The organism is Micromonospora sp. CA-246542 (assembly GCF_050942905.1).
GTDB lineage: Bacteria > Actinomycetota > Actinomycetes > Mycobacteriales > Micromonosporaceae > Micromonospora.
On the sequence record NZ_CP192040.1, the window covers coordinates 3645043 to 3658145 of the forward strand.

Annotated in this window: 10 protein-coding genes; all 10 read left to right on the top strand. The window is 72.8% G+C overall.

Annotated elements, in window-relative coordinates; translation table 11 throughout:
• Positions 1 to 106 precede the first annotated feature (106 nt).
• Positions 107 to 3004 (top strand): glycosyl hydrolase, encoded by a 2898-nt coding sequence (locus ACQP0N_RS17180; RefSeq protein WP_433111461.1) that lies wholly within the window; start codon positions 107 to 109, stop codon positions 3002 to 3004.
• A 338-nt stretch (positions 3005 to 3342) separates the two neighbouring features.
• Positions 3343 to 4635 (top strand): cytochrome P450, encoded by a 1293-nt coding sequence (locus ACQP0N_RS17185; RefSeq protein WP_433111464.1) that lies wholly within the window; start codon positions 3343 to 3345, stop codon positions 4633 to 4635.
• Positions 4636 to 4886: 251 nt separating this feature from the next.
• The gene (locus tag ACQP0N_RS17190; RefSeq protein ID WP_433111467.1) at positions 4887 to 5366 is read left to right on the top strand and encodes a helix-turn-helix transcriptional regulator; all 480 of its coding nucleotides are present in this window, start codon (positions 4887 to 4889) and stop codon (positions 5364 to 5366) included.
• 179 nt (positions 5367 to 5545) lie between these two features.
• Complete coding sequence (locus tag ACQP0N_RS17195) at positions 5546 to 8002, top strand: nitrate- and nitrite sensing domain-containing protein (protein WP_433111470.1); 2457 nt, start codon at positions 5546 to 5548, stop codon at positions 8000 to 8002.
• A gap of 16 nt (positions 8003 to 8018) precedes the next feature.
• Positions 8019 to 8423 (top strand): roadblock/LC7 domain-containing protein, encoded by a 405-nt coding sequence (locus ACQP0N_RS17200; protein ID WP_355051152.1) that lies wholly within the window; start codon positions 8019 to 8021, stop codon positions 8421 to 8423.
• 41 nt (positions 8424 to 8464) lie between these two features.
• Positions 8465 to 9658 carry an ABC transporter substrate-binding protein gene (locus tag ACQP0N_RS17205; RefSeq protein WP_433111473.1) on the top strand — a complete coding sequence of 398 codons (1194 nt, stop codon included), beginning with the start codon at positions 8465 to 8467 and terminating at the stop codon, positions 9656 to 9658.
• The gene (locus tag ACQP0N_RS17210; RefSeq protein WP_433111476.1) at positions 9655 to 10551 is read left to right on the top strand and encodes a branched-chain amino acid ABC transporter permease; all 897 of its coding nucleotides are present in this window, start codon (positions 9655 to 9657) and stop codon (positions 10549 to 10551) included. Before ACQP0N_RS17205 ends, ACQP0N_RS17210 begins: the two co-directional genes overlap by 4 nt.
• Positions 10548 to 11558, top strand: coding sequence for a branched-chain amino acid ABC transporter permease (locus tag ACQP0N_RS17215; protein WP_433111479.1), 1011 nt, complete (start codon positions 10548 to 10550; stop codon positions 11556 to 11558). The genes ACQP0N_RS17210 and ACQP0N_RS17215 overlap by 4 nt, the downstream gene beginning before the upstream one ends.
• A complete protein-coding gene (locus tag ACQP0N_RS17220; RefSeq protein WP_433111481.1) occupies positions 11555 to 12298 on the top strand; it encodes an ABC transporter ATP-binding protein in 744 nt (247 codons plus the stop codon). The genes ACQP0N_RS17215 and ACQP0N_RS17220 overlap by 4 nt, the downstream gene beginning before the upstream one ends.
• Entirely contained in the window at positions 12298 to 13068 is a 771-nt protein-coding gene (locus tag ACQP0N_RS17225) for an ABC transporter ATP-binding protein (protein WP_433111484.1), read from the top strand. Before ACQP0N_RS17220 ends, ACQP0N_RS17225 begins: the two co-directional genes overlap by 1 nt.
• Positions 13069 to 13103 lie beyond the last annotated feature (35 nt).

The following is a 13103-nucleotide window of genomic DNA, read 5'->3' on the forward strand; positions in this document are numbered from 1 at the left end:
TTACCGTGCCGTCTGAGAGAGCGCTCTCTCGATCGACGTTTTCCACAATTCAGACGCAAGGCGCCGGGGCGGCACGATCCGCGCCCGGACGCGCGATGGAGGCACCATGAAACCTCCCGTCCCCCACCGCCGATGGGCGCTGGCAGCCGCCACCGCCCTGGCCCTGGTCGTCGGTGGCCTCACGATCCCCGTCACCCGTGCCGCCGAGGCCGCCCCCGTCGGCGCCGGCAGCTACACCACCACCCCGGTCGGCGCTCTCCCCACCGGCTGCGGGCAGATGTCCAGCAACCCCCGGCAGTTCGCCACCGCCAACGCGCCCGCCGGAGCGGTGCCCACCAACGACTGGTGGTCCTCGCTGCTGTGGAAGCGCACCGACTGCGCCTTCAGCGAGCCCCTGCACGCCCACCCCACCTCGTACGACACGTTCACCGACGGGCTCGGCTTCTCGGCCAACTCCACCCCCGCCATCAGCGGCACCGCCACCGGCGTCGGCGAGTACCACTACCCGTACGTGCAGGACATCCGGGTCGGCGTGGCCGGGCTCGCCGCGCCGCAGGTCAAAGTGGACGGCTGGACCGACTGGACGGTCAGCCCGTACTGGAGCGACGGCGCCCGCACCCTGCGCGCCACCATCGGCCACGGCCTGCCGTTCGCCTACTTCCAGGCCACCGGCGGGGACGCGGTGATCGGCACGTCCGGCACCCCCGAGGTGTGGTCCAACAGCGGGACCACCATCGGCTTCCGGGTCAACGGCCACGACTACGTGGCGTACGCACCGAGCGGCGCGAGCTGGACCGTCAGCGGTAGCCGCATCTCGTCCACCCTGGCCGGTCGCGGCTACTTCTCGGTGGCCCTGCTGCCCCCGACGGGCAGCGCCAGCGAAAGGGCCGACCTGGCCACCACCTACGGCCGGTACGCGCACGCCCACGTCACCGGCACCCGGCTCTCCTACTCCTACGACCCGTCGACCAACGGCCTGAGCACGACGTACACCTTCACCACCACCGCCCGCGAGGGCAGCGCCACGCAGACCGTGGTGAGCCTCTACCCGCACCAGTGGAAGTCCCTGTCGGGCTCGACCCCGATCACGCCGACCTACCCGTCGGCGCGGGGCCGGATGAAGGTCCTCACCGGGATCACCCAGTTCCGCACCGCCATGACGTTCCAGGGCGTCCTGCCGGAGCTGCCGGCCGTCGGTGACGGCAGTGGCAGCGACCTGTCTACGCTGACCGGTCACCTGGCCGCGGCCCGGAGCAACCCGATGGACCAGCGCGGCAACGACACGTACTGGACCGGCAAGGGGCTCGGCCGGGCCGCCCGGATCGCCGAGATCGCCGACCTGGTCAACGACACCACCACCCGCGACAGCGCGCTGAACGCGATCCGCTCCACGCTCACCGACTGGTTCACCGCCTCCACGGGCAAGACCAGCAAGGTCTTCTACTACGACGCCAACTGGGGCACCCTGATCGGCTACCCGGCGTCGTACGGCTCGGACCAGGAGCTCAACGACCACCACTTCCACTACGGCTACTTCATCGCCGCCGCCGCGACGCTGGCCAAGTTCGACCCGTCGTGGGCCGCCAGCAGCCGCTACGGCGGCATGGTGGACCTGCTGATCCGCGACGCCAACAACTACCGCCGGGACGACACCCGCTTCCCGTACCTGCGGGACTTCGACATCTACGCGGGGCACGACTGGGCGTCCGGGCACGGCTCGTTCGGCTCCGGCAACAACCAGGAGTCGTCCTCGGAGGGGATGAACTTCGCCAACGCCCTCATCCAGTGGGGGCAGGTCACCGGCGACACCGCCGTCCGGGACGCCGGCATCTTCCTCTACACGACGCAGGCCGCCGCGATCCAGGAGTACTGGTTCGACGTCAGCGACCAGAACTTCCCGGCCGCCTTCGGGCACTCCACCGTCGGCATGGTCTGGGGCGACGGCGGGGCGTACGCCACCTGGTTCAGCGGCGAGCCGGAGATGATCCAGGGCATCAACCTGCTGCCCATCACGGGCGGCCACCTGTACCTGGGCGCCAACCCGGCGTACGTGCGCACCAACTACGCCGAACTGGTCCGCAACAACGGCGGGCCGCCGACGGTGTGGCAGGACATCCTGTGGCAGTTCCAGGCCCTCGGCGACCCCGAGGCGGCCCTGGCCAACCTGCGCGCCAACCCGGGCTACACCCCGGAGGAGGGCGAGAGTCGGGCACACACCTTCCACTGGATCCGTAACCTCGCGGCGCTGGGCACCGTCGACACCTCGGTGAGCGCCAACCACCCGCTCAGCGCGGTGTTCAACCGTAACGGCGCGCGCACCTACGTGGCATCGAACCCGACCGCGAGCCCCATCACCGTCACCTTCTCCAACGGCACGCGGCTCACCGTCGGGGCCGGACGGACGGCCACCACCGGGGCGTACACCTGGAGCGGTGGCAACGCCTCCGGCGGCGTACCGCCGACGGGCACGCCGACCACCGCACCGCCCACGACGGCGCCACCGACCACGGCCCCGCCGACCACGCCGCCGCCCAGCTCGGGCTCGCCGACGCGGTACCTGCTCGCCGGTGGCGGATTGGGCAACGCGGGCAGCACGGCCACTACCACGGTCGCGGCCGCCAACGGAAACCACGACGGTACGCCGACGAACGCCCAGGTGTTCACGGCGACCGGCCTCAACCTCACCTATTCCGGGGCGCAGACCGCGTTCGACCTGTTCGTGGACGCGGGAACGGCCGTCGGCAACGGCACGCAGGTGCGGGTCTCCTACGACCTGACCGGCAACGGCAGTTGGGACCGGACGGAGACGTGGCGTTACTTCGCCACCGACCCGGTCACCGGCTACGAGCACTACACGCAGAGCGCCGGCCTGGCCTCGGCGACCGGGACGTTGGGCACGTTGAGCAACGGCACGGTCCGGGTGGAGGTCTGGTCGGCCATCGGCAACAACCCCACCACCCTGGGCATCGGCAACCAGTCGGTGCTCCGCCTTCCGTACTCCTGACCGGTCCATCCGCGCCCGCCGTCGGCCGTGCCCCGGCCGACGGCGGGCGCGGTGCCGTCACCCGGGGCCCGGGCGATCGTTGCCCGGAAATGGGGAAGCGCGGGTACGACGGATCAGGGCAAGCACCGGCCTGCAAGGTGCAGCGGGCGAGGGCCGACATGGTCCTGCATTTCACAAATCACGGCACCACTAAATAGATAAACACCAATCTTGACTTACGCATCGGAGCAGCGCACCGTGAGGAGCAGGCGGCGGATGCCCACCATTGTCGGCCCGCCTCGCGCGACGGACGGAATGCGAGCGCCGCTGAATTCGCGCGGCGTGTCAGGAGGCATTCGATGCAGTTGAATCCGTACTCAGGAGCCTATCTCAGCGATCCGGCCGCCACCTGGCGACGCATTCTCGACGATCCCGCTCGGGCGCTGTACGCCGAGGATCTGGGCCTGTGGTTGATCAGTCGGCACGCGGACGTCCGGCGGGCCCTCGCCGACGCCACGACGTTCGGCAACGCCCTCACCCTGGCCCCGGTGTACGAGGTCTGCCCGGCGGCGATGAGCGTCGTCACGCAGCTCGACGCGCCGCCGACCACGGTCGCGGCCGACCCACCGGTACATCCCCGCACCCGCCGCGCCCTCCGGGCGACCTTCGCCAACACCGCCGATCGGGCCGAGGCGGAGTACGGCCCGATCGTCCGCCGCCGCGTCGAGGACCTGGTCTCCCGGCTCGTCGCCCAGCAGGGTCGGCGGGTGGATCTCGTCAGGGAGTTCACCACCGAGCTTCCGCTGCTGGTCATCCTGGACATCCTCGGGGTTCCCGACGCCGACGTCGACCGGATCCGGCGGTGGGCGGACGGCCAGGTGGCCCTCATCTGGGGGCAACCGGACGAGGACGAGCAGGTACGCCTGGCCCGGGGCCTGCTGGACTTCTGGCGCTACTGCCAGGACCTGGTGCGGCAGCGACTCGACACTGGCGCTGACGGCGGCGATTTCATCAGCCGCGCCCTGGCCTACCGCGACGATGACGATGACGTGCTGACGGTGCCGGAGGTGGCGAGCCTCGCCTTCAACCTCCTGGTGGCCGGGCACGAGACGACCGCCGGGCTGCTCGCCCACGCGCTCGACGCGGCCCTGTCCAGCCCGCACCGGTGGCGCGCACTCGTGGGCGACCCGCGATCCGTGCCCGCGTTCGTGGCCGAGACCCTCCGGTTCGCGCCCGCCATCGACGGCTGGCTGCGGGTGACCCGTCGGGACGTCACCCTGGGCGAGGTCACCATTCCGGCGGGCGCACGTTGCCTGCTGATGATCGGGGCGGCCAACCGGGACCCGTTGGTGTTCGCCCGACCGGACCGGTTCGATCCATACCGTACGGACGCCGCCGATCACCTGTCATTCGGCCACGGACCACATTTCTGCATCGGCGCGGCATTGGCGCGACTGGAGGCCGACGTCGCTCTGACCCACCTCGCCGCGACCATTCCCGGCCTGCGCCTCTCCCCCGACCATCGCCGTTCGTTCACACCCAATGTGTCGTTCCGGGCGCACGACGCTCTTCTCGCGACAATCGACATCCACGCGCCCGCCGACGTCCCGGAGGCAACCCCGACCGCTCCGGCCACGGCACAGGCCGCCTGACGGGCAGGCCACGGCGGTGTCGACCGGTGCGGCGGCCGGTGCGCCGGCCGGGTCCGATCGGCAGGACGCTGCCGACACCTGGGGACGAGTCGGGCGCGTGGATCTCTCGCGCATTGCGCGACAATTCATCGCGCACGTCTTCACACCCATCGTGTCATGGGTTAAGAATTGCCCCCTATGAATGTCCGACCCGTCGGTCAATCTCGATCTGACGCCCGTCGCTGATTCGCGGACGCCACGAAGGTGAGCGCATGGAGCACACGCCCCCGCCGAGCGCCGCGTACTCCGCGGCCAGCCAACAGTTCCGGTGGGAGCTGCGCGCCTGCCGGGTACGGCGGGGCCTGACCCAGCGGGCGCTGGCGGACCTGGTGCGGTTCAGCCGGGAGACGGTCGCGGCGGTGGAGTCGGGCCGCCGCTTCGGCAGCCAGGAGTTCGCGGTCCGCTGCGACGACGTGCTCGACACCGGCGGTCTACTGGCCGCACTGTGGCCGCAGGTCGCGGCCGAACAGTTGGCGGCGGACGGACGACGGGGCCCGCGATCGTCGGACCGCGCTCGCCTCGACCCACCCGTGCCGCACCAGCGCGGTCGTCGCGACGCGCGCGACCCGGGCGCCGTGGTGGACGCCATCGACGAGCTGCGCGAGTTGATCGGTCAGGTGCTCAGCAGCCAACCCGAGGCGGACGACGCCGCACCACGGCGCGGGTCCGAGCGCCTCGACGATCAGCGCTGAGCACGTCCCACACCGGCCGGAGGCAGCACGCCACCGGTCGCTGACTCTGGGTACAGATGCTGGTACGGCCAGTTTGTACCACCGCGAGGTCTGGCCTCCGAGCGCGGGTTCCGGCGGAATGGGACTTGCATTCGGCAAGGTGCGTATAGACCGTCATCGACGAGTCGCGGGAGTCAATCTTGGCGTCGAGCACGAGGTCCCACGCGGCCCGACCCTACCCGACCCGCCAGCGCGGCTGGAAGATCGCCGGCCGGATGCGCCTCATCGTGGCGGCGCCACTGGTCGCCGTCATCGGGTTCGCCGGCCTCGCGCTGACCGAGAGCGCCCGCCAGACGAGCCGCGCCAGCGACCTGGAAGTGTTGGCCCGCCTCGGCGCGGAGGCCGGTGACCTGGCGTACCGGCTGCAACGCGAACGGGTCGCGGCCGCCGACCTGCTCACCAACGCCGCCGCCGAACAGCAGGACGCCTTCGGCGCGGAGATGGCCGCCACCGACGCCTCCGTCACGCGCTACCGCCGCCAGCGCGACCGGGTGCCCACCGACGCCAACGCCCCGCTCCTGCGCCGCGTCGACGCCGCGCTCGACGGCCTGGCACCGCTGCGTACCCAGGTCCGTACGGCCGAACACGCCTCGGTGTCCGCGATGACGTTCAGCTACCGCATCGCGATCGCCGACCTCATCACCTTCCGGGACAACGTCTCGCACGGCGTCGTCAACGCGCGGCTCGCCGACGGCATCCGCGCCTCGGCCGCGCTGTCCAAGACCGCCGAGGCGATCGGCCAGCAGCAGGTCGCCGTCCTGCGGGCCGTGGCGGCCGGCGAGCTGACCCCCGCCACCCAGCAGGACATCACCGCGGCCCGCACCAGCTACACCGAGTCCAGCCTGTCGTTCCTGGCCCTCGCCCCGGCCGAGTGGGGCCTCTGGTGGGAACAGGCCGGCACCGGCCCGGAGGCGCTCGCCCTGCAACGGATGCAGGACGAGGTGAACCGCGCCCAACCGGGATCGTCGCTGCGCCTGGCGACCACCGACTGGGTCACCACGACGCAACAGCGCGCCGCCCGCCTGGCCGACCTGCGGGGCCGCGTCGACGTGGCGGTGCTCGACGACGTACGCGCCGCCTACGCCGACCAGCGCCGCCGGGCCGTGGCCGAGGCCGTCGGCGTACTGCTGGCGCTGGTGCTGACCGCCCTGGTGACCTGGGCCGTCGCCCGGCAGATCACCCGCCGGCTGCGACGACTGCGCGACGCGGCCAACGCCGTCGCGTTCGAACAGCTCCCCGCCGTGGTGGCCCGACTGCAACGCCCCGACAGCTCCAGCGTCGACCCCGACGAGCTGGCCCGCCAACAGTCCACGACGGCCCTGGAGGCGTCCAGCGACGACGAGATCGGCGAACTCGGTCAGGCATTCAGCGCCGTGCACCAGGCCGCCGTGCGGACCGCCGCCGAACAGGCTGTGATGCGCGCCAACACCGCCGACATCTTCATCCACCTCAGTCGACGCGAACAGCGGCTCGTCGACGCCGTCCTCGCACAGGTCGACCGGGTCGAACGGGACGAGACCGACCCCGACCGCCTGCACCAGCTCTACGCCCTGGACAACCTGGCCACCCGGATGGGCCGGATCAACGCCAGCCTCCTCGTGCTGGGCGGCGTCGGCGTCGGCCGGGTACGCCAACACGACGTCCCCCTGCAACAGGTGCTCCAGGCCGCCCAGTCCCAGATCGAGCACTACGCGCGGATCCGGCTCGGCATGGTCGACGGCGACGTCGCGGTGGCCGCGAAGTCCGTCGACGAGGTCGTGCACCTGCTCGCCGAACTCATGGACAACGCGACGGCGTACTCACCGCCGGGCAGCGAGACCTGGGTGAGCGGCCGCAGCCTCGGCGACCGGGTCATCGTCCAGATCAGCGACGAGGGCGTAGGCCTGCCCCCGCAACGGTTGCAGCAGCTCAACGAGCTGCTGGCCCGGCCACCCGCCATCGACGTCGCCGCCGTCCGGGCCATGGGCCTGGTCGTCGTGGGTCAGCTCGCCGCCCGCCTCGGCGCGAGCGTCCAACTGCGCCGTGGCCCCCGACGCGGCACCCTCGCCGAGGCGACGCTGCCCGCTGCCATGATCCGGTCGCTGCCGCCGGAGGAGTACCTGCTCGCGCCCGGCCGGCTGTCCCGGCGGTCCGCCCGCACGTCCGTCGCGCCGCCCCCGTACCGACCGGGCGCGGAACCGACCGCCGGGCACGCCCCCGCCACGCGGACGCTGCCGGCGGCGCCCGTGTTCCGCCCGACGCCGCGCGTGGACCCCGCCGACGCCCCCACCGAGGAGCTGCTCATCTTCGAACAGGTCAACCACTGGTTCCACACCGACGTCGTGGACGTCCCGAACGGCCGCCAGTGGTCCAGCCCCGCCGACGACGCGTGGCAGACCGCCGCCCAGGCCCAGACGCCCGAGGTGGCCACGACCACCACCGCCGGCCTGCCCAAACGACAACCGCAGCGGCATCTGGTGCCCGGCGGCGTCACCCCGCCCGCCCCGCAGCAACGCTCCGAGTACCGCGACCCGGCCCAGGTCGCCACCGCGATGGCCGCGTACGCGCGCGGAGTGGCGGCCCGCCGGCGTACCCCGATCAACCTCAGCAACAAGTGACGGGACAGGAGAGCACGTGACCGACCACCAGGACCTCGGCTGGCTGCTGGACAGCTTCGCCGAGCGCGCGACCGAGGTCAGCCATGCGATCGCCATCTCCAGTGACGGCCTGATGGTGGCCGCCACCCGCGACCTGCCGCCGGACCGGGCGGACCAGCTCGCCGCGACCGGCAGTGGCCTGGTCAGCCTCCTGCGGGGCGCGGCGGCCTTCTTCGACGCCGGGGCGGTGATCTCCAACGTCACCCAGCTCGAGGGCGGCTTCATGTTCTCGATGGCCTTCAACGACGGCGCGTCGCTGCTCGTGCTCGCCGCGCCCGACTGCGACGTGGGCAAGGTGTCCTACGAGATGACGGAGCTGGCGAACCGGATCGGCGACGCGCTGACCCCCGCGGCCCGGGCGGCGCTCGCCCGCAGCCGCTGACCCACCGACCGACCCCCTCCTCCCCTTCCCCTGGAGACGACATGTCCCTCACCACCCCTGCGCGCAGCCGTGCCGTCGGCGCCACGCTGCTCGCGCTCGTGCTCACCGTGAGCACGGCCTGCGCGGACAACGAACCGGCCATGAGCGGCGGCGGGTCCATCAAGATCGGACTCCTCGCGTCGCTGTCCGGGACGTACCAGTCCGTCGGCAAGGAGATCCGCGACGGCTTCGAGCTGTACCTGGACACCCACGACGGCAAGCTCGGCGGCCGGCAGGTCGACCTCGTCGTCGCCGACGAGGGCAACGGCGCCGCGACCGCCGTGCCGGCGGCGACCAAGCTCCTCAAGCAGGACCGCGTCGCCGCGCTCACCGGCATCGTCGGCGGCGGCTCGGTCGCCGGCGTCTACCCGCTGCTGCAGGAGACCAAGGTCCCGCTCGTCGGCTCCAACGGCCGGCCGGAGATCAAGGACGTCTCCCGGGTGTGGCACACCTCGTACCTCTCCGACGAGCCGGGCGCCGCGATCGCCCAGCACGTCAAGGACAACGTCAAGGGCTCGGTGTACGCCATCGGCCCGGACTACCAGGGTGGCTGGGACGAGCTGCGGGGCTTCACCGAGGCGTTCGGCAAGGCCGGCGGCGCGCTCGCCAACCCCGACGGCAAGACCACCTTCACGCCGTTCCCGGCCACCACCAACTTCACGCCGTACTTCGCCCGGATCAAGGCCTCCGGCGCGCAGGCCGTCTACACCTTCTACGCCGGCAGCGCCGCCGTCGACTTCGTCAAGCAGTACGCGCAGTCCGAGATCAAGGACATTCCGCTGTACGCGGCCGGATTCCTCACCGAGGGCGGCGTGCTCAACGCCCAGGGCGAGGCGGCCCGGGACATCTACTCCGTCCTCAACTACTCCCCCGACCTCGACAACGCCGAGAACCGCAACTTCGTCGCGGCGTGGAAGGCCAAGCACGACGGGTCGCCGACGACGTACGCCCTGGCCTCGTACGACGCGGCGGCGGTGCTCGACCGCGCCATCGGGGCCGCCGGCAGCGACCCGACACCGGAGGCCATCAACGCGGAGATCGGCAAGCTCGGGCAGATCGCCAGCCCGCGCGGCGCGTGGCAGTTCTCCTCGGTCACCCACTCGCCGGTGCAGAAGTGGTACCTGCGTCAGGTCCGCCAGGACGGTCGGGCGCTGTCCAACACCGTCGTGGGCGACCTCGCGACCGTCGGCCGGTGAACACCGTCGCGGCCGGCACGAACCGGATCGACCCGTACCTCATCCCGGCGCTGGACGGTGTCGCCTACGGGCTGCTCGTGTTCGTCGCCGCGGCGGGCCTGGTCTTCTGCTTCGGCGTCGCCAACATCCTCAACCTGGCACACGGCATGCTCTACGCGATCGGCGGCTACACCGCCGCGGCGGTGCTCGACGGCGGCTGGGCGAGTCTCGCGCTGGCTCTCGGGGTCGGTGTGCTGGCCGCCGCCGCGGCCGGCGTGGTGCTCGCCGGGCTGCTCACGCCGGTCGCCACCGGCAACCACCTCACCCAGGCGTTGCTGACCTTCGGGGTGGCGCTGGCCGGCGGCAGCCTCCTCGTCGCCGGTTTCGGCCCCGACGATCCGCAGGTACGGGTCCCGGCCGCCCTCGACGGGTCGGTGGCGATCGCCGGGCACCGCTACGCCGCGTACCGGCTGGTCTTCATCGTCGTGGCGGCGGCGCTGGCCGCCGGTCTCTACCTGACGGTGCGGCGGACCCGGGCCGGGATGCTGGTCCGCGCCGCCGTGGACGACCCGGAGATGGTCGCCTGCCTGGGCGTGAGCCCGGCACGGATCCGCGTCGGCGTGCTCGCCGCCGGTGGCGCGCTGGCCGGCGCGGCCGGGGTCCTCGGCGCGCCCATCATCGGCCCCGGCGGGGACACCGCCGACACGGTGCTGCTGCTGTCGCTTGTCGTCGTCGTCCTCGGTGGACTCGGGTCCATGGTGGGCACCCTGCTCGCGGCGCTGGCGGTCGGCGAGATCCAGACGCTGGGCGTGGCGCTGCTGCCGTCCGCCGCCCCGTTCCTGCTGTTCGCCGCCATGGCCGCCGTGCTCGCCGTTCGGGCGCGCGGCCTGGCCCTGCGCTGGGCGGCGGCGTGAGGGACGGGGTGCTCCGCCGGGCTCGTGCCGCCGTCGCGGCGCTCGTCGTCGCCGGCCTGATCGTGGCCCCGTGGGTGGTCGACGACTACACCGCGGCGATCCTCGCCCGGACCCTCGCGCTGGGCCTGGTCGGGGTGAGCGTCGCGCTGCTCACCGGCGTCGCCGGCCTGCCCACGCTGGGCCAGACAGCGCCGTACGCCGCCGGCGCGTACGCCAGCGCGGTGCTCGGCAGCCAGGTCTCCGACGTCGGCGTGGTGCAGGTCGCCGTGGCGGCGCTGGCCGGGGCGACCCTCGCCGCGGTGACGCTGCCGCTGGTCGTGCCGGCCCGGGGCGTCATCGTCCTGATGATCACCCTGGCGATCGGCGAGCTCGTCGTGACCGTCCTCGGACGCTGGCGGTCAGTGACCGGCGGCACGGACGGCCTGGCCGGGATCACCCCGGTCCGTCCGCTGTGGGGAATGGCGGTGCTGGCCTCCGACCGGGCCCGGTACGTCTACACCCTCGTCGTCGTGGCGACGCTGGTCGGCGCCGTCCTGCTGCTGGTGCGCACCCGCGGCGGGCTGCTGCTGCGGGCCGCCCGCGACGACGAGGCGCGGCTACGCGCCAGCGGGCACCGGGTGCCGCTCTACCTGTCCGGCGCGCACGTCGCCGCCGGGGCGATCGCCGGCGCGGCCGGCTCCCTGCTCGTCGTCGCCCAGCAGTACATCTCCCCCGCCGACTTCGGCTTCGACACGTCCGCGCTGCTGCTGCTCGGCGTCGTCGTCGGCGGCACCGTGTCGGTCGGAGGCGCGCTGGTGGGCGCGGTTCTCGTCATCGCCGTACGCGACTGGTTGTTCGGGGTGCTGCCCGGTCACGCGCCGCTGGTGCTGGGCGTGCTGTTCGTGGCGACGGTCTACCTGCTGCCCACGGGCGTCACGCGGGTCCGCCGACCTGGGTCGCGGCAACGCGTCCCCACGCTGGACCGCCCGCCCCCGGCAGCGGCCCGCACACCGGAGCTGCGGGTATGACCTGCCTGCTCAGCGCCGAGAAGGTCACCGTTCGGTACGGCTCGCTCGCCGCGCTCACCGACGTCGACCTGTGCGTGCACGACGGCCAGCGCCACGCCCTGATCGGGCCCAACGGGGCCGGCAAGACGACGCTGCTCAACGTGCTCGGCGCGACGACCCGCCCGCAGCGTGGCACGGTGCGTTTCGCCGGGAACGACGTCAGCCGGCTCGGACCGGCGGCACGGGCCCGCCGCGGCATCGACCGGACACACCAGCGGCCCGCCGTCTTCGCGACCCTCACCGTCAGCGAGAACATCGAGGTCGCCGCGCTGCCCCGGACGGTCCGACCACACCGCTGGTGGCCCGGTGGAACCCGGGACGCCGCCCGACGGCGCGTCACCGCGCTGCTCGATCAGCTCGACCTGTCCGACCTCGCGACGGTACCCGCCGGCCAGCTCGCACACGGGCAACGCCGGCAGGTGGAGATCGCGATGGCCCTCGCCGGCCGTCCCCGCCTGCTGCTGCTCGACGAACCGGCGGCCGGACTGTCCGCCACCGAGGTCGGCCGGCTCGCCGAGCTGCTGGCGGCGTTGCCCCGCCAGGTCGCCGTGCTGCTGGTCGAACATCACCTGGACCTGGTGTACGCCCTCTGCGACACCGTCACCGTGCTGCGCGACGGCCGGACGGTGGCCGCCGGCACACCGGACGAGATCCGTACCTCGCCGCTGGTGCGGCGGGCCTACGCCGACGGGGTGTCCTGATGCTGTACGTGGAGCGGCTCTGCGCCGGCTACGCCGGGGGGACCGTGCTGCACGACGTCGACCTGCGGGTGCCCGCAGGGACCATCCAGGCCGTGGTGGGTCGCAACGGCGCCGGCAAGAGCACACTCGTGCACACCATCGCCGGGCTGGTGCGCGCCTCCAGCGGGCGCGTCGAGATCGGCGGCGTCCACGTGGCCGGCCGGCAACCCCACCGGGTCGCCCAGTCCGGCGTCGGCCTCGTACCGCAGGGCCGGCGGGTCTTCTCCCGGTTGACGGTCGCCGAGCACCTCGTCCTGGCGGCCGCGCCGTGGCGGGCCGCGACACCCGGCGGCGAGGGCTGGACGGTGGCCCGGATCCTCGAGCTGCTGCCGCGCCTGGCGGTACGGCTGCGACACCGCGGCTGCGAACTCTCCGGCGGCGAGCAGCAGATGCTGGCCATCGCCCGCGCGCTGCTCGGCCAGCCACGGGTGCTGCTGCTCGACGAACCCTGTGAGGGGCTCGCGCCGGACCTGGCCGCGCGGGTCCGCGACCTCGTCGGTCACCTCGCCGCGAACGGGTTGACCGTGCTGCTCGTCGAGCAGCAACTCCGCCACGCGATCGAGATCGCCGACCGGGTGGCGGTGCTGGAGTACGGCCGGGTGGTCTACGACCGGCCGACGACCGAGGCGCGCAGCGACCCGGGCCGCCTGGAGGCGATGGTCGGCATCACCGCCACCCGCACGCCCCCGGGCACCGGAGCGACCCCACGGCTCTGGGCCGACACCCCGTAGCCCTGCTCTGCACCGACATCCCGCAGTCACCCAAT